Origin of the sequence: Marinobacter salarius, from assembly GCF_032922745.1 — a bacterium.
GTDB lineage: Bacteria > Pseudomonadota > Gammaproteobacteria > Pseudomonadales > Oleiphilaceae > Marinobacter.
Map to the genome: position 1 here is coordinate 88,611 of NZ_CP136693.1, position 24,188 is coordinate 112,798.

General features: G+C 58.2%; 22 protein-coding genes and 1 pseudogene. 12 read left to right on the top strand and 11 right to left on the bottom strand.

Annotation, left to right across the window (positions count from 1 at the left end; all coding sequences use genetic code 11):
• Entirely contained in the window at nt 1-1,155 is a 1,155-nt protein-coding gene (hemW, locus tag R1T46_RS00415; RefSeq protein WP_036203123.1) for a radical SAM family heme chaperone HemW, read from the top strand.
• A complete protein-coding gene (locus R1T46_RS00420) occupies nt 1,155-1,688 on the top strand; it encodes a hypothetical protein (protein ID WP_036203120.1) in 534 nt (177 codons plus the stop codon). Before hemW ends, R1T46_RS00420 begins: the two co-directional genes overlap by 1 nt.
• A gap of 25 nt (nt 1,689-1,713) precedes the next feature.
• On the opposite strand, the gene trmB is transcribed toward R1T46_RS00420, so the two are convergent.
• From trmB to R1T46_RS00435, 3 genes are all read right to left on the bottom strand, one after another.
• Nucleotides 1,714-2,430, bottom strand: coding sequence for a tRNA (guanosine(46)-N7)-methyltransferase TrmB (gene trmB / locus R1T46_RS00425; protein WP_007154277.1), 717 nt, complete (start codon nt 2,428-2,430; stop codon nt 1,714-1,716).
• A gap of 76 nt (nt 2,431-2,506) precedes the next feature.
• Complete coding sequence (locus R1T46_RS00430; protein ID WP_317307026.1) at nt 2,507-4,030, bottom strand: YifB family Mg chelatase-like AAA ATPase; 1,524 nt, start codon at nt 4,028-4,030, stop codon at nt 2,507-2,509.
• Between the two features lie 59 nt (nt 4,031-4,089).
• On the bottom strand, nt 4,090-4,344 hold the full coding sequence (locus R1T46_RS00435; RefSeq protein WP_036203113.1) for an accessory factor UbiK family protein: 255 nt from the start codon (nt 4,342-4,344) through the stop codon (nt 4,090-4,092).
• A 418-nt stretch (nt 4,345-4,762) separates the two neighbouring features.
• On the opposite strand from R1T46_RS00435, the gene glnK reads away from it, so the two are divergent.
• Both glnK and R1T46_RS00445 read left to right on the top strand, forming a co-directional pair.
• Complete coding sequence (gene glnK / locus R1T46_RS00440) at nt 4,763-5,101, top strand: P-II family nitrogen regulator (protein WP_004578958.1); 339 nt, start codon at nt 4,763-4,765, stop codon at nt 5,099-5,101.
• A 72-nt stretch (nt 5,102-5,173) separates the two neighbouring features.
• Nucleotides 5,174-6,454: an ammonium transporter gene (locus R1T46_RS00445; protein WP_317307027.1), complete on the top strand. Its 1,281-nt coding sequence runs from the start codon at nt 5,174-5,176 to the stop codon at nt 6,452-6,454.
• A 149-nt stretch (nt 6,455-6,603) separates the two neighbouring features.
• Here R1T46_RS00445 and R1T46_RS00450 read toward each other — a convergent pair whose 3' ends face one another.
• The 4 genes from R1T46_RS00450 to speE form a co-directional block, all read right to left on the bottom strand.
• Complete coding sequence (locus R1T46_RS00450) at nt 6,604-6,747, bottom strand: DUF6316 family protein (protein WP_221886060.1); 144 nt, start codon at nt 6,745-6,747, stop codon at nt 6,604-6,606.
• Between the two features lie 166 nt (nt 6,748-6,913).
• The gene (locus R1T46_RS00455) at nt 6,914-7,510 is read right to left on the bottom strand and encodes a DUF2931 family protein (RefSeq protein WP_075195020.1); all 597 of its coding nucleotides are present in this window, start codon (nt 7,508-7,510) and stop codon (nt 6,914-6,916) included.
• 1 nt (nt 7,511) lies between these two features.
• The gene (locus tag R1T46_RS00460) at nt 7,512-9,533 is read right to left on the bottom strand and encodes a T6SS phospholipase effector Tle1-like catalytic domain-containing protein (protein WP_075195019.1); all 2,022 of its coding nucleotides are present in this window, start codon (nt 9,531-9,533) and stop codon (nt 7,512-7,514) included.
• Between the two features lie 172 nt (nt 9,534-9,705).
• On the bottom strand, nt 9,706-10,587 hold the full coding sequence (speE, locus tag R1T46_RS00465) for a polyamine aminopropyltransferase (RefSeq protein ID WP_317307028.1): 882 nt from the start codon (nt 10,585-10,587) through the stop codon (nt 9,706-9,708).
• Between the two features lie 198 nt (nt 10,588-10,785).
• Between speE and speA the strand changes: the two genes are divergently transcribed.
• The 5 genes from speA (at nt 10,786) to R1T46_RS00490 (ending at nt 16,968) form a co-directional block, all read left to right on the top strand.
• A complete protein-coding gene (gene speA / locus R1T46_RS00470; RefSeq protein WP_317307029.1) occupies nt 10,786-12,696 on the top strand; it encodes a biosynthetic arginine decarboxylase in 1,911 nt (636 codons plus the stop codon).
• 141 nt (nt 12,697-12,837) lie between these two features.
• Nucleotides 12,838-13,437: a sigma-70 family RNA polymerase sigma factor gene (locus R1T46_RS00475; protein ID WP_036203098.1), complete on the top strand. Its 600-nt coding sequence runs from the start codon at nt 12,838-12,840 to the stop codon at nt 13,435-13,437.
• Nucleotides 13,434-14,078 (top strand): ChrR family anti-sigma-E factor, encoded by a 645-nt coding sequence (locus tag R1T46_RS00480; RefSeq protein WP_317307030.1) that lies wholly within the window; start codon nt 13,434-13,436, stop codon nt 14,076-14,078. Before R1T46_RS00475 ends, R1T46_RS00480 begins: the two co-directional genes overlap by 4 nt.
• A gap of 173 nt (nt 14,079-14,251) precedes the next feature.
• Nucleotides 14,252-15,079: a tRNA cyclic N6-threonylcarbamoyladenosine(37) synthase TcdA gene (gene tcdA / locus R1T46_RS00485; protein ID WP_317307031.1), complete on the top strand. Its 828-nt coding sequence runs from the start codon at nt 14,252-14,254 to the stop codon at nt 15,077-15,079.
• Between the two features lie 29 nt (nt 15,080-15,108).
• Nucleotides 15,109-16,968 carry a sodium:proton antiporter gene (locus R1T46_RS00490; protein ID WP_317307032.1) on the top strand — a complete coding sequence of 620 codons (1,860 nt, stop codon included), beginning with the start codon at nt 15,109-15,111 and terminating at the stop codon, nt 16,966-16,968.
• Between the two features lie 5 nt (nt 16,969-16,973).
• Here the strand turns inward: R1T46_RS00490 and R1T46_RS00495 are convergent, their stop codons facing one another.
• The 4 genes and pseudogenes from R1T46_RS00495 to R1T46_RS00510 all read right to left on the bottom strand — a co-directional run bounded on the left by R1T46_RS00495 (nt 16,974) and on the right by R1T46_RS00510 (nt 20,463).
• Nucleotides 16,974-17,963: an NADP-dependent oxidoreductase gene (locus R1T46_RS00495; protein WP_317307033.1), complete on the bottom strand. Its 990-nt coding sequence runs from the start codon at nt 17,961-17,963 to the stop codon at nt 16,974-16,976.
• Between the two features lie 55 nt (nt 17,964-18,018).
• Entirely contained in the window at nt 18,019-18,495 is a 477-nt protein-coding gene (locus R1T46_RS00500) for an acyl-CoA thioesterase (RefSeq protein WP_317307034.1), read from the bottom strand.
• Nucleotides 18,488-19,579 (bottom strand): SMP-30/gluconolactonase/LRE family protein, encoded by a 1,092-nt coding sequence (locus R1T46_RS00505; RefSeq protein ID WP_317307035.1) that lies wholly within the window; start codon nt 19,577-19,579, stop codon nt 18,488-18,490. The genes R1T46_RS00500 and R1T46_RS00505 overlap by 8 nt, the downstream gene beginning before the upstream one ends.
• A 91-nt stretch (nt 19,580-19,670) precedes the next feature.
• A pseudogene (locus R1T46_RS00510) lies at nt 19,671-20,463 on the bottom strand (alpha/beta fold hydrolase).
• Between the two features lie 474 nt (nt 20,464-20,937).
• Between R1T46_RS00510 and R1T46_RS00515 the strand changes: the two are divergent.
• The 3 genes from R1T46_RS00515 (at nt 20,938) to R1T46_RS00525 (ending at nt 24,176) form a co-directional block, all read left to right on the top strand.
• A complete protein-coding gene (locus R1T46_RS00515) occupies nt 20,938-21,960 on the top strand; it encodes an AraC family transcriptional regulator (protein WP_410797519.1) in 1,023 nt (340 codons plus the stop codon).
• Nucleotides 21,957-23,393: a cardiolipin synthase gene (cls, locus tag R1T46_RS00520; RefSeq protein WP_317307037.1), complete on the top strand. Its 1,437-nt coding sequence runs from the start codon at nt 21,957-21,959 to the stop codon at nt 23,391-23,393. Before R1T46_RS00515 ends, cls begins: the two co-directional genes overlap by 4 nt.
• Nucleotides 23,394-23,501: 108 nt before the next feature.
• Nucleotides 23,502-24,176 (top strand): GntR family transcriptional regulator, encoded by a 675-nt coding sequence (locus R1T46_RS00525; protein ID WP_075195014.1) that lies wholly within the window; start codon nt 23,502-23,504, stop codon nt 24,174-24,176.
• Nucleotides 24,177-24,188 lie beyond the last annotated feature (12 nt).

The window sequence follows — 24,188 nt, forward strand, 5'->3', positions numbered from 1 at the left end:
ATGACCCCGACGAACGACACAGCGGTAAGCACCCTGCCCCCGCTAAGCCTGTATATTCACGTCCCCTGGTGCGTGAAAAAGTGCCCTTACTGCGACTTCAACTCCCACGCACTGACCGGCGACATTCCCGAGAACGGCTATCTTGATGCAATCATGGAGGACCTTGCCGGTGACCTCACATTAATCCAGGGGCGCCCGATCGAAACCGTCTTCATCGGCGGCGGCACGCCTTCGTTAATGTCGCCGGAGTTCTACAACATGCTGTTCGACCGGCTGCGCACTCACCTGTCGTTTACTGACGATGCCGAGATCACACTGGAGGCCAACCCGGGCACAGTGGAACAGAGTCGCTTTAACGGCTTCCGTGGCGCCGGCATAAACCGGCTTTCACTGGGCATCCAAAGTTTCAACCCCATGCGATTGAAGGCGCTGGGGCGCATCCACGATGATAAGGCGGCCCACAGGGCCATAGAGGCCGCCCGCAATGCCGGCTTTGACAACTTCAACCTGGACCTGATGCATGGCTTGCCGGGCCAGACACCGGCAGACGCACTGGATGACCTGCGGGCGGCCATGTCGTGGCAACCCCCGCACCTGTCCTGGTACCAGCTGACCCTGGAGCCCAACACCGAGTTCTACAGCCGCCCGCCCCAACTGCCCGACGACGACCACCTCTGGGAAATCTATTGCCAGGGTGCCGACTACCTGCATCAGCAGGGGTTTACGGACTACGAGGTATCAGCCTGGAGCAGGCCTGGAATGGCGTCCCGCCACAACCTGAATTACTGGATGTTCGGGGATTATCTGGCGCTGGGCGCTGGTGCCCATGGCAAGGTTACCTTCCGCAACGGCGATATCCGGCGTTTCTGGAAAACCCGGCAACCCGAAGCCTACATGAACCGCATCGGCAGCCGCACCGCGGGCAGCCAAATGGTCGAACTGGAAGAAAGGCCGCTGGAGTTTCTGATGAATGCCTTGAGGCTGACGTCCGGTGTGCCGGAAAACCTGTTCACAGAGCGTACAGGTTTACCGTTGAGCAGAGTTGCGGTAAAACTTGAGGCGCTAAGAAAAGAAAACATGCTGGAACCGGGACGGATACAGACCACGGAACTCGGACAGCGTTATCTGAACAGTCTGCTGGAGCGCTTCCTCTGATGTCACTGCCGCGCCTTATGACCCTGTTGCCCAAACGGCTCAACCTGAGCCTGGCGGCCACCGCCGTCCTGTTGCTGGTCCTGGTTGTGGTCAATCAGCCCCTGCAGACCGGTTCGGCTCCCCAGGGCATCGTCAGCCTTCAGATGGCCGCCACGGCGGACCAGTCCATGGCCATACTGCGCAGCTGGCGACAGGACGGCATACTATGGGCACAGATATCCCTTTGGCTGGACTTCCTGTTTGTACCCGCTTACCTGGCCACGCTGATTTTCCTGACCAATCATCTGATGCGGGACCGGCCGGGCGTTCGGGAACGTAACGTGGCACGCTGGGTGAAGGCCCTGTTTGTGACCGCGGGGGCCGGCGATCTAACGGAAAACATCTTGCTACTCAATAACATGGACCCGCCCACGGATATGGTCAGCCTGTCCGCCACGCTCTGCGCATTGGTGAAATTCACCGGCCTGATGCTGGGCTGCGCCGGATTGGTGATCATTCGTGCCGCCCGGCGCCATCCGCTGGCCCACGAGTAGCAACTTCCGTCAGCGTACCGACAGCCTAGTTGGTGCGGTAAAACACCAGATCCCAGACGCCATGCCCCAACGTCTCGCCCCGTTTCTCAAACTTGGTGATCGGGCGGTCTTCCGGGCGCGGCGAATATTCGCCGATGTCCTGTGAGTTCGCAAAACCCTCGGACTCTCCCATGATCTCCATCATGTGTTCCGCGTAGTTTTCCCAATCGGTGGCCAGGTGCAGGATCCCGCCCACGCGCAGTTTATGGCGCAGGCGCTGGACGAATTCGTGCTGGATCAGCCGGCGTTTGTGGTGGCGCTTCTTGTGCCACGGATCCGGGAAAAACACCATCACCCGGTCCAGCGCTGCATCGGGCAGGCACCGGTCGATCACATCGTTGGCATCAATGGCGTAGACACGAACATTCTCCAGCCCCCGGTCTTCAATCTCTTTCAGCAGGGCGCCAACCCCGGGCAGGTGTACTTCCACGCCGATAAAGTCCTGCTCCGGTGCCGCTTCCGCCATGTCTGCCAGGGACTTGCCCATACCAAACCCGATCTCCAGGTTAAGCATGTTGTCCCGTCCAAAGATCTGGCGTGGGTCAATCATGCCCTGTTCACGGGTCAGGCCGTATTTGGGCCAACTGCGGTCGTAGGCCTTTTTCTGGCCTTCGGTCATCCGCCCCTGGCGCAGCACGAAACTGCGTACGCCACGGCGGGTCGTCACGGGTGAATCGCCGGAAACATCGTTGTGATCGGTCATCTGACGTCCTCAACCGCCCTGTGCGGTTTTCCTTCAATGGGTTATGGAGACAGTTTACCAGAGGCCGCCCAGCGGACTATACCGAAACCTGCGCATTCCGGGTCTGCTGCCGGTCCAGCTTGCGGTAACCCAACGCCTCAACCAGATGGCCATTGCCAATGTGGTCGAGGCCGTCCAGGTCCGCCAGGGTCCGTGCCACCCGCAGGATGCGATGCAATGCCCTGGCAGAGAGCCCCAGCCGCTCCATGGCGGCGGATAACATGGCCTCACCTGCTGCATCCACGCGGCAGTGCGTCTGCAGCTCACCGCCACTTAACGCGGCGTTTCCGGATCCTCGCTGCATTTGCCGCTCGCGGGCCTGATACACCCGATCCCGCACAACCGTGCTGGACTCACCCCCACCGTCACGCTTCATCAGCACTTCCCCGCTCTGAACCGGCACTTCCACATGCAAATCGAACCGGTCCAGCAGTGGCCCTGATATCTTTGCCCGATAACGGAGCACCTGCGGGGGCGTACACTGGCACTCAATCGTCGGATGCCCCAGATAGCCACACGGGCACGGGTTCATGGCCGCCACGACCTGGAAACAGGCTGGAAAAGTCACCTGCCTTGCTGCTCGACTGATGGCAATCTCGCCGGACTCCATGGGTTCCCGCAGCACTTCCAGCACCCGGCGCTCGAACTCTGGCAGTTCGTCGAGAAACAACACACCGCGGTGCGCCAGGGAGATTTCTCCGGGGCGCGGACTGCTACCGCCACCCACCATGGCAACCGACGAGGCAGTATGATGGGGCGCGCGGTAGGGCGGCCGGCACCACTCTCCGTCCCGTACGGGATGACCGGCCACGGAGTGGATGCTTGCTACCTCAAGCGCAGATTCGGTGGTTAGCGGTGGCAAAATACCCGGCAGACGGCTGGCGAGCATGCTTTTACCAGTGCCCGGTGGACCAAACATCAGCAGGTTATGCCCGCCGGCGGCGGCGATTTCCAACGCCCGCCGCGGCACGCTCTGACCATGCACGTCCGCAAGGTCCGGACCGGCGTTCACGCCCGTTTCCGGCACCGCTGGCGCTACTGGGGAAATCCTTGCCCGATCACACAGGTGTTCGCAGACCGTCAGTAAATGGCCGGCTGGCAACACATCGTCCTGACTGGCCAGTGCGGCTTCCGCGGCATTGGCCTGGGGGATCAGCAACCGACGCCCCTCGTTGCGGGCTGCCAGTATCGCCGGGAGCACACCTTTCAACGGTCTCAGCGCACCATCCAGGGAAAGCTCTCCCACGCATTCATACTGTGCGAGGCTTTCCGCCGGAATCTGTCCGGAAGCGGCAAGAATGCCCAGGGCAATGGGGAGATCGAAGCGGCCGCCCTCCTTGGGCAGGTCCGCAGGAGCCAGATTGATGGTGATTCGGCGGGCGGGGAATTCAAAGCCGGCGTTCATCAGCGCACTGCGAACACGCTCCCGGCTTTCACGAACCCCCGTTTCGGGGAGCCCGACGATGGACAGCGCCGGCAGGCCGCCTGACAGGTGGACTTCAACGGTAACGGAGGGTGCTGAAACGCCAATACTGGCGCGGGTATGGACAACGGCAAACATGACAACCTTCCATGGTTATAGGGAATAGCGGCTTGGCCGCCTGACGGGCGTCCTGCCTGTCAGCTACTCGGGAACTGCTTTTCCAGGTCAGCCACGCGCTTTTCCAGCGCTTCGACCTTTTCGCGGGTTTTCATCAGTACAGCTTGCTGGGCATCGAATTCTTCTCGGGTGACCAACTCAAGGCGCGACAGAACCGTCATCACTGTGGCGCGGGCCTGAGCTTCAAAGTCCTCACGGGCGGCACGGGCCATATCGGGAACGAACTGGCCGAACTGTCCCTGAAGCTGGGAAAAGAAATCCTGTGGACCTTTCACGAGTCACCTCTCAAAAATCACCGGTCAAAATAGCTGCGCTGGACTATATCTCGTCCTCGGCGGGCTTTTCGTCGTACCTGAACGACGGTTCGGAGTGTAACACTAATGCCTCCCCTGCCATACTGTGGCCGTCGACAGTATAATGTGGCTCAGGCACCCCTAATGCTTGCACCGAGTTCGTGCATCATTATGGTTCGCCCAAGACAGACAAGCCCCGAAATGGTGCGCCCTGACGATCCATTCTGGATCAACATACAGCCAACTGTCTGATAGTTATATTATTTTTTGCGTTGGCACACCCGATGCTAAAAGCCTTGTACGCAATCCGCACAATTGGTGTGCGAGGTGGCAGCATCCCGACCTCAACAACGGGCCGAAGAGTTCCAGATGTTGAGACGGCTTTACCAAGGAGAAAGCAATGAAACTTGTGACAGCGATCATCAAGCCTTTCAAGTTGGATGATGTCCGTGAGGCACTATCCGAGATTGGCGTACAAGGCGTAACGGTCACTGAAGTCAAAGGCTTCGGTCGCCAGAAGGGTCATACCGAACTCTACCGTGGCGCAGAATACGTGGTGGATTTCCTGCCCAAGGTCAAGGTTGAAGTTGCTATCGGCGACAACCTGCTGGATCAGGTCATCGAATCCATCACCAAGGCTGCCAACACTGGAAAGATTGGTGACGGCAAAATTTTCGTGACCGAACTGGAACAGGCGATCCGAATCCGAACCGGGGAAACCGGCGAAGAAGCGGTCTGATCAAAGCCTGATCAACCAGACAGCCAACGCAAAAAATTTATAACTTGAAAAGCCTCGTGCGGAGGGCTTCACATGGAAAGCAATCTCAATCATATTTTTGAACTCCAGTATGCGCTGGATACCTTCTACTTCCTTATTTGCGGTGCCCTGGTCATGTGGATGGCCGCAGGCTTCTCAATGCTTGAAGCAGGCCTGGTACGTGCCAAGAACACCACTGAAATCCTGACCAAGAACGTCTCCCTGTTTGCCATTGCCTGCACGATGTACCTCATCTGCGGCTACGACATCATGTACGGTGGCGGTCTCTTCCTCAGCGGCGTTACCACGGTCGCTCAAATGGACGATGCGGCGATTGCCGGAGTCCTTGCTGCTTCCAACGAAGCCGGTTTTGGTGAGATGGGTGAATACGCCGGGGCTTCTGATTTCTTCTTCCAGGTTGTCTTCGTTGCAACCGCCATGTCCATCGTTTCCGGTGCCGTGGCCGAGCGCATGAAGCTCTGGGCCTTCCTGGCTTTCGCCGTTGTCATGTGTGGCTTCATCTACCCGATGCAGGGCTCCTGGACCTGGAACGGCGATGCCGTATTCGGTATCTATGAGCTGAGCTACAGCGACTACGCAGGTTCTGGCATCGTACACATGGCGGGTGCCGCTGCGGCTCTGGCCGGTGTCCTGCTGCTGGGCGCCCGTAAAGGCAAGTACGGTGCGGATGGCCAGATCAAGGCCTTCCCTGGTGCCAACCTGCCGCTGGCGACTCTGGGCACCTTCATCCTGTGGATGGGCTGGTTCGGCTTCAACGGCGGTTCTACCCTCAAACTGGGCGGCATCGGTGTTGCCAACGAAGTGGCCAACGTGTTCCTGAACACCAACGCGGCCGCTGCCGGCGGCCTGATCGGTGCTCTGATTGTAGCCCGCATCATGTTCGGCAAGGCTGACCTGACCATGGCCCTGAACGGTGCATTGGCTGGCCTGGTTGCGATTACCGCTGAACCCGCCGATCCTTCGCCTCTGCTGGCGACCATTATCGGCGCCATCGGCGGCATTATCGTGGTGTTCTCAATCGTGACACTCGACAAGATGCGTATTGATGACCCGGTCGGTGCCATCTCCGTACACGGTGTGGTTGGTATCTGGGGTATCTTCGCGGTACTGCTGTCCGACGCGGACGCGACCTTCATGGGTCAGCTCGTGGGCATGCTCACCATCTTCATCTGGGTCTTCGTCACCAGCCTGATTGTATGGGGCATCCTCAAGGCGGTCATGGGTATTCGGGTGACCGAAGAGGAAGAGTACGAAGGTGTGGATCTGTCCGAGTGTGGTATGGAAGCCTATCCGGAGTTTGTCAGTTCCAAGTAAACCGGCCTGAAGGCCCGAAAGCAAGGGCGCCCATTGGGCGCCCTTGCTATTTCTCCTGAAAACCGTAGAATTTTGTGGCCTCAAACCGCATTGCAAAACAGCGAATCCTCGACCCGGCGCAAGTACCGTAGCAGTTCCATTTCAGCCTCCTAACTGCTTTCAAAAGGCCCCTTTAGCGCCCCTTCGCGAGTCTGGAAGTACCATGCGCCATTGATCAATTCAAATCTTTCGAATCGGAACCAGTTGCGCTCTGCTTCCCTTGTCGAACCGTCATCAGTGACCTCCTTCTCCATGCGCTTCGCAATCGGGCAACCGTTGCCCGATACCGGCAAGTGTAGTCAGAGGTATCGCGTTGTCTAATTTTCGACCTATTCTCCAACGGTAACCAATACCAACGCCACCACCGGCCAGCAGCCCTCACTTACGGTTTTAACAAACATGGGAGTCTGAAGAGGTGAATTACCAGCCTTCTTTTGGTACACCGTGTTTTTCGATGTAGTCGCTGTGTTCTTCAAGGTAGTTACGGGTGCCGACTTCGTAATTTGAAGCGTCCCCCTCCACCTCGTTAGCTTGCATTCGGCCTACTTCAATTTCATTGCCAATCTGGTTATTAATCCAAAGAACCATCTGCCCCCCGGGCGCCAAACCGATAGTCAGCATATCCCGTGGCCTGCTGAAGGTTCCCAGGCTGGTAGTATAAGTTGCGTGCTCGCGCATTTTTTCTTCCAGTCCCTCTGGCAGTGAAAACACGCGTTCGTAAAACTTTTGTTCAGCAAACGAGAACCAGCGTATACCGATATAGTCCGGGAAAGGCTGCGCTGTTCCTCCTTTGCCCCTAGGGCCACTGGGCCCTTTCCAGCAACACGCAACACTTCCCACCGGCATACGCCAGTGTCTTATGCCGGAGGCTTCAAGTTCCAGGTGCTCAACCCAGACTTCATAGTGCTTGGGTGCCCCTACACCCACATATGCCTTAAAAAGGCTATCAGGCCCAGAGGCACACCCCGATAGCATCAAACCAATGAGGAGGGCAAGCATGAATGTTATACGGCGCATATTACGTCTCCGGCTGATTGTTATAGACGATACGTTTCCGTTCAGGCGCAGGCCGGAATGGCGAGAGGAACCTGGCGTTCGAAAATGGGAGTTCGGAGCTCACGATGGTGTCCCCAATCAAAAACTCAAGCAGGTTGTAATGATCCGAATGATGCACATACCGCTGTTTTACCAGCTCCTTTTGCAGCGGCGGCAGTTCAGGCAGGTTCTTGCCCAGCGAGATATGCTCCCATAGTATCCGGTACGCTAGGTCGAGTTCTTTCGGAACTTCTGCGGCATTCTTGGCAGTACGAATGTCCTTCAATGGAACGCCTGCTCTTTTCGCCAAGTGATACATGCAGTGAAGATAAACCCGCGATAGCTCGCCGCGCACCTGCCGGTGCAGTTTCAGGTCGAGGCCCACTTCGCCATCCGGAACGGGGTGCTCGCGCACTGTTTTATGAATCCCGAGGCTGGCTGGCTCGCCCGTTGTCAGGGGTAGGCTGCGAGTCCCGATCCAGCCCTCGGCTTCGGTCACCCCTTTGAGGGTTGCGAGGTTGTCCCACTGCGGTGTCTGCTCCGGCCAGGCCGTAGCGCTGCCGCCAATGGTCAGTTTAGGCGAAAGCATCAGTTCCTCGGTCTGGCTATCATGGTAGCCGCCACCAATATCGGAGTGCGCGCCGGGCACCATGATTTCTCGGAAGTTGCGGGGAAGTGAACCATCCGGATTGCAGAGGCTGTTAAGCGCAAAATTTTCTCGACACTCGTCAACGGCCGTGAACTGTACAGCGGTGGAGACGGTGGCCGGGTCCAGGTACAGGTTCACCGGCGTGTTACGAGCATTGCTTGGAGAGAGATCGCCACCCGTGATATTTACGATGCCGGCGACGGTATCAAACAACCCCACAAAACGAATGGTAACTCGTTCCGGCCATTGAATACCCATGGCGGCCAAAGACTGTCCCAATTCGCCATCAGAGCCCTTGGCAATTTCATTCGCGGCATGGCGGGCGGCTGCGCCTCCCCTGCTAAAACCAAACAGATCAACTGTTAGCTTTGCGATAGGCCTTTCGTTAACCAGTATGGCTATGCGCTCTGCGACCTCAGTGAAACCATTTTTTACTTGCTCGGTGACACCCGTTTCACCAAGACCGGTTGTCATACCTTCCAGAGAATCCGGAGCTCCGGTTTTCGATCCTGCTCCCGGCGCATACACCGAAAAACTCTGGTTGATCATTGTTTCCGCCTCATTTTCGACCTCGGGATATAGATCCCGCAACTTGGCGACATTGCTGATCTCATTGGCGTAACTACCCCCCAGCAACAAAGCCAGCCGCCGTTCACACTCGGCATCGTCAATCTCGCCATTGCTGTGCGGCACGAGGCATGTCTCTTCCACCTGCTGCCGGTAAATCTCAATATTACCGGCATTGTTCAACGTGCCATCGGTGAAAATGCCCACTTCAAGATGAACCGGCTTTCTCTGTTCTTCTTTCTTTGCCTGACCGTTCTCGGGTGTTTGGGCTAGCGAGGCAGCGGGCACAAGGGGCGCAACCAACGCTGCTGTACCCAGCGGCAGGGTGGAGCGTCGGTCGGCTTCCTGTTTCGCCAGGTAACGCTCGTCGGCGCGGCGGTTGGTCATGGTGCAGTCAAAACCGCAGACGTTCATATGGCCGACACCGCCCGCCCCTACGTGGCTGATGATTTCAGGGGTGACTTCCCACTTGTTGAGAGACTCAATCTGGTTGCGAAGGCCCGGCCCGCCACCATCTCTCTTTAGGCGCCAGAACCCGCCGTTGGGGTGATCACTGTCCGTTTCCCAGACAACTATAGGCGATAAGGGCTTGCCTCCAATCAGAAACAGATGACCGTCCCTGAGCTCACGCTCCAGTGCTTTGACGCTCATTTCCTTTCCACTACGGTTTCGGGGCACGTCGGAGACAGGATGGTCAATCAGTTCGGCTGCATATGAGGCAGCGAAGAAAGGGCTTTCAATATAGGGCAGGTCCCGGAGTTCAAGCTCCAGGCGGGATTTTACTTTCATTGGCAGCGTTCCTTTGCGGCCGGTGTATTAGGCCCGCAAAGGTACTGACTAAAGCAGGCGCTCTCCTTGAGGGGCGGGCATGACCGCCACAAAGCCAAACTCTAATCAAAAACCGGGCGGCGAACAACGGCGCCCGTACCACCTTCAGAAATTCCTTGCCCCTGATGGCCTCCTAGCCCTCGCTCGACATCACCTCATCTTCCAATACATCCACCATGAACTGCGGCATCGCCAATGCCCCACGGTGGATGTCGGCGTTGTAATAGCGGGTCACAAACGGCCGCTGATCCGCGTCTTCCTCACGGAAGTACACCACTGGCTTTTCCTTACCCGCCATGGTGCAACTCCACCAGCCGGTGGGGTACACCGGTTGCGGGAACGGCAGGGTGCGGACGTGGTCGAAGCCGGCCTTTTTCATGTCGTCGTGAATGGTTTTGATGATGGTGTTGGTGTGCAGCAGCGGCGATTCGCTTTGCTGGACAATGATGCCACCGTCGCGCAGGGCGATCATGCAGTCCCGATAGAAGTCCAGGGCAAACAGGCCTTCGGCGGGGCCGACCGGATCGGTGCTGTCGATGATAATGACGTCGAGACTTCCGGGCACCGCATCACGTACCCACTGGATACCATCGCCAAAGAAGAAGTTGGCGCGAGGATCTGTGTTGGATTCGCAAAGTTCGGGGAAATACTGTTCCGAGAGGCGAGTGACACGTTCGTCAATTTCCACCTGCCAGGCTTCTTCCACACCGGGGTGCTTGAGGACTTCTTTCAGGGTTCCACAATCACCACCGCCAACGATGACCACTTTCTTCGGGTCTTTATGGGTGAACAGGGCCGGATGAGTCATCATTTCATGATAGAGAAAGTTGTCTCTGGTGGTCAGCATTACGCAGCCGTCGAGCACCATCAGGTTGCCGAAGGTTTCGGTTTCCCAGATTTCCAGTTTCTGGAACTCGGTTTGTTCGTCGTGCAGCTTTTTCTTTACCTGCAGGGAAAAGGCGGTTCCCTGGTCCTGGAATACTTCGGTAAACCAGCCATCGTTCAGTGCAGTCATGTCGTGTCTCCGGATGTGCGCGTTGAGCCTGTTCGTATTGAGGCTATTGTAGGTGCGTAACCAGCACACCTAAAGGACTATCAGTACCCTCGGGCCGTGTTTTTCGGGTGTTGTTCTTTTAGCGGGGCGGTGGAATCCATACAATGAGCGCCATAGGCCGGCCCGTTGCCGGCTGTGGACTCAGCACAGGAAAGCCCCATGAGTGAACCAACCCTCAGCGCCGCCCACAAGGTGTACAACATCGCCCACTGGAGCGATGGCTATATCGATGTGAATGCCCGTGGCGAGGTACTGATAAGACCCGACCGGGGGCACAGCGGCGAGGACATCAACCTGCCCGACCTTACCCGCTCCCTGGTCAGTGAGGGTGTCCAGCTTCCGGTGCTAATCCGCTTTACCGATATTCTCCATGATCGGGTCAACAAGCTGTGTGGCGCGTTTAACAAGGTCGCTCGCGAACACGGCTACCAGGGAGGCTACACCGCGGTCTACCCGATCAAGGTCAACCAGCAGCGCCGGGTGGTTGAGGAGCTGCTCTGCGCCGAACCGGCCGCCAGTGACAACCAGATTGGCCTCGAAGCAGGCAGTAAGCCGGAGTTAATGGCGGTTCTGGCACTATCGCGCCAGCAGGAGTCGGTGATTGTCTGCAATGGCTACAAGGACCGCGAATATATCCGGCTGGCGCTGATCGGGCAGAAGCTGGGGCACCGGGTGTTCATTGTGGTGGAAAAACAGTCCGAGTTGCCGCTCATTCTCGAGGAAGCCCGACGTCTGGGAGTGACACCGTTGATTGGCGTGCGCGCACGGCTGGCCACCATCGGCAAAGGCAACTGGCAGAATACCGGCGGTGAAAAGTCGAAATTCGGCCTGTCCGCAAGCCAGGTGCTGGATGTGGTTGAAACCCTGCGCCGTGCCGGGGCCCTTGAATCCCTTCAGTTGCTGCATTTTCACCTGGGGTCGCAGATTGCCAACATCCGTGACATCCAGACCGGGCTGCGCGAGTGCGCCCGTTTCTACAGTGAGTTGCGCCACATGGGGGCACCGGTAGGCACTGTCGATATTGGCGGTGGGCTCGGCGTGGACTACGAGGGCACCCGCTCACGCAGCAGTTGTTCGATGAATTACAGCGTGCACGAATACGCTTACAACGTGATTCATATCCTGCAATCGGAGTGCGATCGGGCGGGTATTCCCCACCCCACCCTGATCAGCGAATCCGGCCGTGCGCTGACGGCTCACCACTCGGTACTTGTGACCAATGTGATTGACCGGGAGATACCCGACAAGCGCCCGCCCGAACAACCGGCCAGTGATGCCCCGGCACCGCTGCAGGATCTGTGGCGCGACCTGGAAAGCCTTCAGGATGAGGCGTCGCGCCGTTCCCTGGCTGAGATCTACCACGACGTGCTCCACGCCATGGCGGATGTCCACACCCAGTTCGCCCACGGCCTGTTATCACTGGCGAACCGCGCGCGAGCGGAAACGCTCTACACCACCTGCTGCCAGGCTTTGAGAAAACAGCTGAATTCCGCCAATCGTGCGCACCGCGAGATCATCGACGAACTCAATGAAAAACTGGCGGAGAAGCTTTTCGTGAATTTTTCGCTGTTCCAGTCGCTGCCGGACGTGTGGGGCATTGATCAGATTTTCCCGATCATGCCTGTGAACGGACTGAATCGCCCCCTCACCCGTCGTGCGATCATCCAGGACATTACCTGTGACTCCGACGGACGAATTGACCGGTACGTGGACGGCCAGGGCATCGAAACCACCTTCCCACTGCCTGAAGAGGCGCCGGAACAACCCATGCTGATGGGCTTTTTCATGACCGGTGCCTATCAGGAAATCCTCGGTGATATGCACAACCTGTTCGGCGACACTCATTCGGTGGATGTGCGACGCAATCCCGGCGGCGGCCATACCGTGAGTGAGCCAATCCATGGCGATACCGTCGCGAAGGTGCTGCAGTATGTGAACTTCGAACCCAGTGCGCTGCTTCGTGCCTATCAGCAGAAATTTGCCGCCAGCGGATTGCCGGAAGACATACAGACGAGCCTGCTGGAAGAACTGGAGAATGGCCTGGGCGGCTATACCTACCTGGAAGAGTAACCCGGATCAGGCGCTGATTGCGCGCCCGAGAGATCCGTCTGTCTATCGCCCCCGTATATGTCGTGACTGACAAACCCGGGGCGAGTGCATAGAATGATGAACACAACAATGCCAAATCATGCGACTGTCAAGGAGCGTCCGGTGTCCACACTGGATCAGAAACCAGCACGGGCCGAGGGCCGCAAGGACCCTTGGAGCCAGCTACTGGAGAAAGTGGGAAAGAACCAGGATCGGCAGGCCTATCATGCTTTGTTCGAGCACTTTGGCCCTCAGATCAAGTATTACGCTATGGCCAATGGCATGGCGAGTCATGCCGAGGAGCTGGTGCAAGAGGTTTTCGTATCGATTTGGCGCCGCTCCTGCCTATACGATTGGCGGAAGGCCGCCGCGTCGACCTGGATTTTCACCATCGCTCGTAACCAACGCATTGACATGCTGCGCAAGATGAAGCGCACGAGTGCGGAAATGCCCGTTGAAACGGAGGATCTGTGGCAGATTCCCGGCGAAAACGAAGATGAACCGGTTACGTCGCTGCACCGCCTGATGTCAGAACGTCGCGTGCGAGAGTCCCTCAGTCATCTCCCGGAAGAACAGATTACGGTAATCGCCAAGGTCTACATGGAAAGCAAGTCACACCAGATGGTGGCGGACGAGCTCAATATACCGTTGGGCACCGTAAAAAGCCGGGTACGCCTGGCACTGAACAAACTGAAAGTGATCTTGCAGGACCAGAACGTATGACACGGCACCATCCAGACACACTCACCCTGATGGAATTCAGTGCGGGCAACCTCAGCGAGCCCCACGCACTGTGCATTCGTCTCCATCTGGACCAGTGCCCCCATTGTCGCAGCCGTGTGGATACGCTCGACAGCCTGGGTGCCGTAATGATGGAAAATCAGCCCCAAGTCGGCGTTTCATCGGACATGTTTGACGCTATCCTGTCACGCATAGACAGCGAGCCGGACATGACGGAGACCTACATCAGCACACAAGCCAAGCGCATGAGCCCACTTCAAAAGTTGTTGGGCGACGATCTCGACGCGCTGCCCTGGAAACGACAACTCGGCGATGTCAGTGTTCTGGACATCAGTGAACGGTTTCCCGGCCAGAACGAGCAGGTGGTGCTTCAGAAGTTGGCAGCCGGTGGAAAGGCACCCGCGCATACCCACAGAGGGAACGAAACCACTATCGTGCTACAGGGTGCGTTCGCGGACCAGAAAGGTGTGTTCAACCAGTGGGACTTCGTGGTGCTCAACCAGGAAGACGAGCATAAACCCGTAGCGGTTGGTTGTGAGGACTGCATTACCCTGTCGGTACTCAGCGCACCGGTTAAACTAACCGGCACGTTCACCCGCTTATTGAACCCCTTTATACGCTGAGGCGGGTTCGAACTCGTCCGCCCCGTCGGGTTGGGCACTTGCTTACAGGCCACGCTCTTGCGTGGCCTTGTTTACGCCTGCTTATTTCACCCCGCGAATACGATAGCCGACGACTGATTAGAGACAGCCCGCAGGGCTGGGTTACAATCGTGACTTTTCTCCGGAGATGCAGCATGACGGGTGACGACTTCCATTTCCGCTTCGGCGGTATCGAACGACTCTATGGCCGCCGGGCCCTGGAGCACTTCCGTCACGCTCACATTGCCATCGTCGGACTGGGTGGCGTGGGCTCCTGGGCGGCAGAAGCCCTTGCCCGCTCCGGAGTCGGCACCTTGACGCTGATCGACATGGACGATATCTGCGTGTCCAATACCAATCGCCAGCTCCACGCGCTTACCGGACAGTATGGCCTTACCAAGACCGACGCCATGGCGGACCGTTTGCGATCGATCAACCCGGAGGGTGATATTCGGGTCCATTTCGGGTTCCTGAACACGAAAAACGTCGATGAACTGATTACCCCGGATATGTCAGGGGTGGTCGATGCCATCGACAGTGTTAAAGCCAAGGCCGCACTGATTGCTCACTGCCAGCGTCGCAAGATCCCTTTGGTATGTGCTGGCGGCGCTGGCGGTCAGATGGACCCGACCCAGATCCGCGTCAGTGACCTGAGTAAAACCACACAGGATCCATTGTTGGCCAAGGTTCGTAATACCCTGCGGCGGGAATACGGTTTCTCACGCAATCCCAAACGGCGTTTCGGGATTGAAGCCGTGTACTCACTGGAACAGCTCACGTATCCTGCAGGGGACGGTGAGGTTTGCCTCCAGAAGCCTGCCACCGAGGGCCCGGTCCGTTTGGATTGCGCCTCCGGGTTTGGTGCTGCCAGCCCTGTCACAGCCAGTTTTGGTTTCTTTGCAGCAGCGCGGTTGCTGGCCCGCCTGGCGCGCAAGGCCAATTCCGACAAGACAGCAGACTTTCCTGCGGGACTACAGAGTTAAACCCACACTTCAACGGAACTGACCCCATTATGACCGTCAGCACTGTCTTTCTCCTTGCCTGCATCGGTGTGCTCTCCCTGTTTTGCCAGTGGCTCGCCTGGCGGGTTCGCATGCCGGCCATCCTGTTCCTGCTGGCTGGCGGCATTGCCGCGGGGCCGCTGCTGGGATTTCTGGACCCCGAAGTCGTGTTTGGAGACCTGCTGTTCCCGGTCATTTCCCTGGCTGTTGCCATCATCCTGTTTGAAGGCAGCCTGACGCTCCGTTACGAGGAAATCCGCGGCCATGGCAAAATGGTCCGCAACCTGATTCCTGTCGGCTCCATTGTCACCTGCATCATTGGCACCCTGGCCGCCCGCTGGATCCTTGATGTGTCATGGGAGGTGGCGCTCCTGTTTGGCGCCATATCCATCGTCACCGGCCCTACCGTCATCGCCCCTCTGCTCCGATCCGTGCGACCGGATGCAAAACTGGCCAACATCCTGCGCTGGGAGGGCATCATCATCGACCCAGTGGGCGCCCTGCTGGCGGTACTGGTCTTCGAGGGCATTGTGTCCTGGGGCCAGGGCAACGTATTCAGCCACTCGCTGTATATTTTTGGCAAGACCCTGGCAGTGGGCTTCCTGATTGGCGCTGTCGCGGGCTGGCTGAACGGCATTGCGTTGCGCAAGCACCTGCTGCCGCAATACCTGCACAACGCCGGCACCCTGACGTTCATGCTCGGGGTCTATGCCCTGTCGAATGAAATGGCCCATGAGTCTGGCCTGCTGACGGTCACTGTGATGGGCATCTGGATGGCCAACATGAAGCAGGTCCCCATCGACAGCATCCTGGAATTCAAGGAATCCCTGAGCGTGCTGCTGATTTCCGCTCTCTTCATCATCCTGGCGGCACGGGTGGAGTTCGAAGCCATCGCTCAACTGGGCTGGGGGCTGGTGGCCGTGCTGGCGTTGCTGATGCTGGTTGCACGCCCGGCAAGCATCTTCCTGTCGGCCATTGGCACCAGTCTCAACTGGCGCGACAAACTGTTCCTGAGCTGGATCGCCCCACGAGGCATTGTAGCCGCTGCCGTATCCGCCCTGTTTGCGTTTCAGTTGCAGAAACTGGGCTACGAAAGCGCCGGGGCCCTGGTGCCACTGATATTCATGCTGATCATCGCCACCGTCACCCTGCAGAGTCTTACCGCGAGGCCTCTGGCGAGGCTTCTGAAGGTCGCCGAGCCGGCGGAATACGGGTTCCTGATTCTCGGCGCCAACCCGGTGGCCCGAAAAATCGGCCTGGCGCTGAAGAAACTGGAGGTCCCCGTTACCCTGGCGGACACCAACTGGGAGAACGTCAAACAGGCGCGCATGGAAAATCTGCAAGTGTATTTCGGCAATCCGGTGTCGGAGCATGCGTCGACTCACCTGGACCTTACCGGCATTGGTAACCTGCTGGTTATTTCTCCCTACAAGCACATGAATTCCCTGGCCACCTACCACTTCCTGGACTGGTTCGGAAAAGACTCAGTGCTAACCCTGGCCGAAGGTGATCAGGACCAGAAGGCCCGGCACCAGACCGCAGAGAAAATACAGCTTACGAGAGGACTCTTCGACGGTGTGAGCTACGCCAAGCTAGCCAGTCTGGCCAGCCAGGGGTATACGGTGAAAACCACCCAGCTCAGCGAGGAATTTACGTTCGAGGATTTCCTGGACAGGTACGATCGCCAGGCCATGGTGCTGTTCGTGGTGAACACGCGCGAACACATCACGCCGGTCAAGAGCATGGAGGCCATCAAGCCCGAGAAAGACTGGACATTGGTAAGCCTGGTGCCACCCCAGGCGCGGAAGGAACGCAAGGAGCGGGATACCGGGGAGTCACCGGAACAGTCACCGGAACCCGCTCCAACCTGAGCGTATCAGCGGGCCCCGCAGTCCAGGACCAGCTTACCCCGGACGTGCCCACCCTCCAGCAAGCGGTGGGCATCGGCAACCTGATCCAGCGAAAACGTCTTGTCGATATGGACACGGACGTCGCCGTCTTCGATCAGTTCGGCGATCTCATCGAGATGAAACACATCCGGACGGACGGTCATGCCATGGGCTCTCAGCCCAAGGGACTCCGCAGCAGTTATGATCTCATCCGCCGTCACGGTGGGAATCGTGACCAGTACGCCGTGCTCGCTCAGGGTATGCAGGGAACGCTTGCCCGTTTCACCGCCGACCAGATCCAGCACTACGTCCAGGCCATAGCACTCGTCTACAACGTCGGTGGTGTGGTAATCAATCACCTCATGGACGCCAAAAGCCGCCAGGAAATCGCGATTACTGGCTGAAGCGGTGGCGATCACATGGGCGCCCCGTTCGAGCGCAAACTGCACGGCGAAATGCCCGACTCCGCCAGCACCGGCGTGAATCAGCACTTTCTGGCCAGCCTCCAGTTCCGCCACTTCGAACAATGCCTGCCAGGCGGTCAACGCGGCCAGCGGCAAAGCGCCGGCAGTCACCAGGTCCAGTTCCTCGGGCACAATCGCCAACTCGTCGGCGCGAGCCACTGCGTATTGGGAATAACCTCCTCCGCCAGCCGGAAAGCCCACCATGCCCATCACCCGATCGCCTGGCGCCAACGTCGTCACATCAGCACCAACCGCAATCACTTCGCCCGAAACATCGTAGCCGGGAGTCCATGGCAGGTGGTCTTCAATCTGCCGGGCGGCAAATCCCAGGCCTTTCCGCGTCTTCCAGTCGATGGGGTTCAACCCTGCGCCCGCCACCCTGAGCAACACGTCCTCGCCGCTCGGTTCGGGGATGGTGGAACTTTCGATCCGCAGTACGTCAGTATCGCCGAAGTGGTCATAGACCACGTGACGCATGGCATGACCAGAATTCGGATCAACGGTGTTTTCCATGGGGCTCTCCAGACAGCTTCAGGGACAGGATCATCTGTTCAGACTAGCAGAATCCTCAAGGTGTGGTATCAAAGCCGCGACCACCGGGCACCATCGCGCCACCGAGGATGTCAGCGTATTCCGCAGGCATACGTGAGGGCCTCTGGCTCTTCATGTTGACACAGGCATGGGTGGATACCGCCCGCACCAGAGTCTTGCCATCGGATTCACGCACCAACTGGAATTGCCGCGCCGAGCGAAAGCGTCCATCGAACCCGGTCAGCCAGGTGCCCAGCACCAGCCGGTCTCCGGCATTGGCGGACGCCAGGTAATTGATTTCGGTGCGGGTAATGGCCATGGCTTTGCCGGTTTTTTCATGCAGCTCCCAGGTCATGCCCAGGCTGTCGATATGCTGCCAACTGATATCTTCAAGCCAGCGCACGTACACCACGTTGTTGGCGTGCCCGAGCCTGTCGGTATCCGCATCCCGAACGTCGATGGCCATGGTGAATGGTTGGGGAAGATCCCAGTTCACCGGATCAAACTCACTCATTGCTGCTGCCTCCAAGCTCCGGAATAGCCGACAAGGCTAGCCGGCCGATGCGGTCGTTGTGAAGTGAACCGAAGTAGAGGTAACCGTCATGGGGATTGACTGACGTGATCTCCTGAAGATGGGTACCCTTGGTATCGTGAAGGCTGGTAATCACGCTGCCGTCCTCGTCCATGGCCACTACAAGCCCGTATTCCTGGGGCTTCGGCTTGAAGTAGTCCGGCAACTTGGCCAACAGGTCCTTCAGCCATGGCTGCCGATGCAGGGTATCCACCTGGGCATTCCGGAGCGTGGGAAACGCAACCCAGAAGCGGCCTTCGTGATCGACCGCCAGGTTGTCGGGAAAACCGGGCAGGTTGTCGGCGAACACTTCCGCCTGCCCGGGATAACGACCACCAATCCAGTATTTGAGAATTCGATACTTCCAGGTTTCGTTCACCAACAGGTACTCGCCGTCCGGCGACACCGCCACGCCGTTGGCGAAATGCAGGTTGCTGAGCAACACCTCGGTTTTACGTGTGGCCGGATCATAGCGAAGCAGGCGACCGTGGGGGCGCATCTCAAGCAAATCCAGCCGATACTCGGGCTCACGGAATTGCGAACTGGCATCCGTAAAGTAGATGCGACCGTCCGGGGCAATATCCACATCGTCGGTGAACCGGAAAGGCAAGCCCTCCGCCTCTCGGGTCAGCACGGTGACGGTCTTGTCCGGTGCGATGGAGAGAAGTCCCTTCCAGGCATCCGCCACGATCAGGTTGCCGTGACGATCAAACACCATGCCCAGGGGCCGGCCTCCGGTTTCCAGCCACTTCTCCGTCTGGCCTTCCGGTTTAACCCGGACAATCCAGCCATCCTGCGTGCCGGTGTAAAGAATACCGTCGTCATCCACCGTGGTGTCTTCCGGACCGTAAACCTCTCCCCTGGCCAACAGGTCTGCCAGTCTCAGGCGTTCATTGGGAGCCAGCTTACCGGTCAACGGCTGCGGCGAAGGGGCGTTCCAGGCCTGACTGTTGATGGGAGATGGCGACAACAGGAAACCACCCAGCACCAAAAAACCAATCAGCAATGCGCCCAGAAGCCACTTCATAGAGGATGCCTGTTCCTGTCAGATACGATTCCGTAACCTTATCAGACACTCGCCGGCGGCTAAACTGGCGGGCATCCGTCGTCACCAGGCGCTATTCGGTGAGGAAACGTCGGCAAAGCGCCGCAAAGCTATCGGGCTTCTCTGCGTGCAACCAGTGCCCTGTACCATTGATGATTCGCAAGTCCGCTGCGGGAAAGCGCTGGCGGATGTCGTCGCGGTGTTTTTCCTGAATATAGGCCGAATCGGCTCCCTTGATAAACAATACCGGACCTTCAAACGGCCTCTCCCCCTCCGGTGCACGCGCAAGGCGGGGGTAACATTGCTCTATCACCGGTAGGTTCAGCCGCCAACGGTACGGTCCCGGATGCTGGTTGCGTTCGTCATCCCCCACCCGCACCAGGTTTTTCAGCAGGAACTGCCTGACACCAAGCTCCTCTACATAGCCCGCCAGCACACTGTCGGCATCCTGTCGCGTGCGGATCGAGCCCAAATCCACTGAGGTCAGCCCCTCCAGCACCGCATCGTGGCGGGGTTTATAGGTCACCGGTGCGATATCCGCCACGATAATCCGCTCAACCCGACCCGGAGCTTGCAATGCCACCTGCATCGCGGTCTTTCCGCCCATGGAGTGGCCCAGAATAGAACGCCTTTTCCAGCCCCTGAGCGTCCATGTAAGCCAACACGTCGTCGGCCATAGCCGGGTAATCCATCGCATCGGTGTGGGGGGACGCGCCGTGATTGCGCTGATCCAGAGCATGAATCTGCCACTGGTCCTGCAGGCGACGGGTGATGCCACCCAGGTTTTCCAGCGAGCCAAACAGGCCATGGAGAAGGATCAATGGCGGGCCTTCGCCGGTAATGCGGTGATTGAGTTCAACACTCATGGTCAGGACCTCCTGGAGTCGCCGGTTAGGTTCGTGTGATAACGGGCTACTATCGTTAAGGCGACTACATTACCATCGAATGTTATTGGCACAAGGGCAAACCGCAGGCTTGCCGACAACCGGCCAGATATTTCAGGCAAAAAAAAGCCGGGGTCTCCCCCGGCTCAGGTCATGAACGTTTGCTGAAACTGATTAGCAGTAGTACATGCTGTTCAGGTACTCAGCCAAAGCGGCGATATTGGAGCGCTCCAACTCGTTATGGGGTACAAAAATTTCCAGTTCCATGAAAACACCTCCAATCCAGATGTGCGGGTGAGAATCCTCAATGAGTTAATGCTATCGTTGTTAGGACAATAAACCGTTGACAGGCTGTCCCACAGGTTTGACATTTTGTATCAGCGCAGATGAATTCCTGTTAACCCTCAATCATAGGTGACCGTGAACTCGCCCCAGGCAAAAGCCACCACATCCCCAATGGTTGCAGCCTCCAGCACGCTGGCGCTGGTTCACTATCTGGACCGTCAAGGCGTGTTGGACGTCCCCGCCGTTGAGCAGATCGCCGGGTTCAACAGGAGCGAGCTGGCAGACCCGGACCTGCGCATTCCAGCCGAGTGCCACTATCGCCTGTGGGAACACGCCGAGAAGGTAACTGGAGACCCTGCCGTTGGCCTCCATGCTGGCCAGGTGGTCGATCCCGACCGAATGGGGCTGGTCGGCCATGTGTTCTTCAATTGCGACACTCTCGGCGAGGCCGTTACCCAGTATGTTCGCCTGCACCGGCTGATAAACGAATCGGTGATCCTGAGCTTTGAACGGACCGGCGAGCAGGCCATCCTGACCTGGCAGGCGGACACCCCCGGGCACTACTGTCGCCAGGATATGGACCGAACACTGGCGGCGGCTCTATGCCGCACACGGCATTTCATCCACCCTTCCATCGTTGCCGAGTGGGCCGAGATCGCCCATCCGAAACCAGGCTATGCCGACGAGTACCGGCGATTACTGGGGGGCCCGGTGTTTTTTGGCTGTGGTGCAACTCGCCTGGCCTTCAGTAGCCGCCACCTGAGCCATCCGATTCCCCATCGCAATCCCTATGTTTATTCCGCCGTGCTGAAGCAGGTCAACGCAGTGTTGGCCCGGCTGCAAAGCAGGCGCACCTTCGGCCGCAAGATCCGGCAACTGATTTCACGTCAGATGTCCACCGATCGCATTGACGCCGACACTTTGGCGAAACAGTGCCATATGAGCCGGCAAACCCTGTATCGACGGCTGAAAAAGGAAGGGCTTGGATTTCACGAGCTGGTGGAGGAAGTCCGCAAGGACAAAGCCCTCCGCTACGTGGCGTCGGATCACTACGCATTGGGCGAAATCGCTTTCCTGCTGGGCTTTTCCGAGCTCAGCGCCTTCAGCCGCGCGTTCAAACGCTGGACCGGGATGGCGCCAGCCCAGTACCGTGCCCGCCACCTGAACATCGACAATGGAGACGCGCCGGAATGAGTATCGCAGATGTGCCCTGGCTGCCCCTCGCACTCGCCCTGATCTACCTGGCTGCGGCCGCCTGCATCTATCGGATACTGATGACATACCGCGTGGCACAGGGGGCCATCGCCTGGATTCTGGCGCTGATCGGCCTGCCCTATGTTGCCGTTCCCATGTTCCTGTTGTTTGGACGCAACCGGTTCGGCGGCTATATCAGGGCCAGACGCACCGGCGACGCCGCGCTGACGGAACTGCTCAACCATTTCGAACAGCAGACTGCTGCAATCAGAAAGCGCGCCGATGAACATTTTCCAGACGAACTCCAGGTACTCTGCAAACTGGGCCGACAGCCGTTTACCACCGGGAATCGATGCGACCTCCTCAAGAATGGAGAAGCCACCTTTGAGGCGCTGTTCGATGCCATGGAAAATGCCCGACACTACATTCTCCTGGAGTTCTATATTGTTCGCTCCGACAAGGTCGGCCAACGCATCAAGTCGATCCTTAAGCGAAAGCTGGCCCAGGGCGTTCAGGTCTGGTTCCTCTACGACGACATTGGCAGTGTCTGGCTACCGCGGAAGTACCTCAGGGAACTGGCCGCCGCTGGCGCAAAGGTTGCCTCGTTTGGGGACGGCAATTTTCGCCGCATGCGCCTGCAGGTCAACTTCCGCAATCACCGAAAACTGCTGGTCTGTGATGGTGAGGTGGGATTTGTCGGAGGCATCAACCTCGGCGACGAGTATCTGGGCACTGCCATGGACGAGGAGCCCTGGCGTGACAGCCACTGCCGCATCACCGGCCCGGCGGTGACCGGGCTGCAACTGGCCTGGCTTGAGGACTGGAACTGGGCCAGTGAGGACTTCCCGACGCTCAACTGGACATCTTCCATGCCGGCACCTGGCAATCAGGAAGTCCTGATTCTGCCCACCGGCCCGGCGGATACCTACGAAACCTGCACGCTGTTTTTCCTCAATTGCATCAACAATGCCCGCACGCGGATCTGGATCGCCTCGCCCTACTTCGTGCCCGACGTCCAGATCATGAACGCCTTGCAACTGGCAGCCTTACGGGGCGTGGACGTGCGAATCATTATCCCCGAGAAATCCGACAGCCGGCTGATACGGCTGGCTGCGTACTCGTATCTGGTACAGGCATGTCGCGCCGGCATTGGCATCTATCGCTACCAGCCGGGCTTCATGCATCAGAAAGTCGTATTGGTGGACAACCGTTACGCGGCCATTGGCACCGCCAACCTGGACAACCGCTCGATGCGACTGAACTTCGAGATTACCGCCATCAGTACCGCCGTTGAGTTTGTGAACGGCATTGAACATCTTCTGGAACAGGATCTCACCACCAGTCGCCTGATGACGGAACGGGATTACCGGGACCGCTCAGTGGCCTTCCGGTTGACGTGCCGCACCATACGGTTGCTAGGCCCCCTGCTCTGAAACCGCCCACCAGGGCCTGATCAGTTTTGGTGTGCCCATTTTCCATACGCAAAGAATGTGAGAGTATTCCAGAACCATTGAGCCAGCATGCTGTAACGAAGCAGGACCATGACCACATTCAAGCCCCGCGAAACTCTGACCGAACAGGTCGCCCGTCACATCGAAAACCTCATCGCATTCGGCCAGCTTCGCTCCGGCGAACGCATCTATGAAAGCGCCATGGCAAAGCAAATGGACGTGAGCCATGGGTCGATCCGCGAAGGCTTGCTTCTGCTTGAAAAACGCCACCTGGTACAGAACGTGCCCCGCAAGGGCGCATTCGTTACGCCGCTGGACGACTATTTTGTACGCAGCCTGTACGAAGTGCTGCAACTGTACCTGACCCATACCGGGCGCAAGCTGGTGCGGCAGTGGCAGGCAACCGACATCGACAAGCTCGAATCCCTCTACCAGCGCATGAAAGGCTGCCACGACAATAACGACCTGCTGGCGTTTCTGGAGCTAGGCATAGAGTACACTCAGGCGTCGCTGGCCTATGCCGACAACTATTTCATCATTTCCGCCATTGAGGATCTGTGGCCATCGGCGAAACGTTGCGCCTTTGTGGCGTTCCAGCGCGGTGGCAACCGGGTGCTGGAAGACAATCTGGCCCATGTGCGGGAGTCGATAGGTGCCATCAAGGAACGGGACGAGGAACGTCTTGCAGCTATTCTGGCCGGGTACGCAGAACAACAGTGTCAGCAGGTGCTTGACGCTATCCACAGCGCATCGGCTACGGCTTGAGCAACGGGCAGC

Bases quoted from the DNA above. Each gene is read 5' to 3' on its own strand.
- cls (WP_317307037.1), top strand. From the start codon at position 21,957: ATGAGTATCGCAGATGTGCCCTGGCTGCCCCTCGCACTCGCCCTGATC.
- R1T46_RS00495 (WP_317307033.1), bottom strand. From the start codon at position 17,963: ATGGAAAACACCGTTGATCCGAATTCTGGTCATGCCATGCGTCACGTG.
- speA (WP_317307029.1), top strand. From the start codon at position 10,786: ATGAGTGAACCAACCCTCAGCGCCGCCCACAAGGTGTACAACATCGCC.
- glnK (WP_004578958.1), top strand. From the start codon at position 4,763: ATGAAACTTGTGACAGCGATCATCAAGCCTTTCAAGTTGGATGATGTC.
- R1T46_RS00430 (WP_317307026.1), bottom strand. From the start codon at position 4,030: ATGTTTGCCGTTGTCCATACCCGCGCCAGTATTGGCGTTTCAGCACCC.
- R1T46_RS00460 (WP_075195019.1), bottom strand. From the start codon at position 9,533: ATGAAAGTAAAATCCCGCCTGGAGCTTGAACTCCGGGACCTGCCCTAT.
- R1T46_RS00455 (WP_075195020.1), bottom strand. From the start codon at position 7,510: ATGCGCCGTATAACATTCATGCTTGCCCTCCTCATTGGTTTGATGCTA.
- R1T46_RS00505 (WP_317307035.1), bottom strand. From the start codon at position 19,579: ATGAAGTGGCTTCTGGGCGCATTGCTGATTGGTTTTTTGGTGCTGGGT.
- R1T46_RS00420 (WP_036203120.1), top strand. From the start codon at position 1,155: ATGTCACTGCCGCGCCTTATGACCCTGTTGCCCAAACGGCTCAACCTG.
- R1T46_RS00490 (WP_317307032.1), top strand. From the start codon at position 15,109: ATGACCGTCAGCACTGTCTTTCTCCTTGCCTGCATCGGTGTGCTCTCC.
- R1T46_RS00525 (WP_075195014.1), top strand. From the start codon at position 23,502: ATGACCACATTCAAGCCCCGCGAAACTCTGACCGAACAGGTCGCCCGT.
- R1T46_RS00500 (WP_317307034.1), bottom strand. From the start codon at position 18,495: ATGAGTGAGTTTGATCCGGTGAACTGGGATCTTCCCCAACCATTCACC.
- speE (WP_317307028.1), bottom strand. From the start codon at position 10,587: ATGACTGCACTGAACGATGGCTGGTTTACCGAAGTATTCCAGGACCAG.
- trmB (WP_007154277.1), bottom strand. From the start codon at position 2,430: ATGACCGATCACAACGATGTTTCCGGCGATTCACCCGTGACGACCCGC.
- R1T46_RS00450 (WP_221886060.1), bottom strand. From the start codon at position 6,747: ATGGAGAAGGAGGTCACTGATGACGGTTCGACAAGGGAAGCAGAGCGC.
- R1T46_RS00445 (WP_317307027.1), top strand. From the start codon at position 5,174: ATGGAAAGCAATCTCAATCATATTTTTGAACTCCAGTATGCGCTGGAT.
- hemW (WP_036203123.1), top strand. From the start codon at position 1: ATGACCCCGACGAACGACACAGCGGTAAGCACCCTGCCCCCGCTAAGC.
- R1T46_RS00515 (WP_410797519.1), top strand. From the start codon at position 20,938: ATGGTTGCAGCCTCCAGCACGCTGGCGCTGGTTCACTATCTGGACCGT.
- tcdA (WP_317307031.1), top strand. From the start codon at position 14,252: ATGACGGGTGACGACTTCCATTTCCGCTTCGGCGGTATCGAACGACTC.
- R1T46_RS00480 (WP_317307030.1), top strand. From the start codon at position 13,434: ATGACACGGCACCATCCAGACACACTCACCCTGATGGAATTCAGTGCG.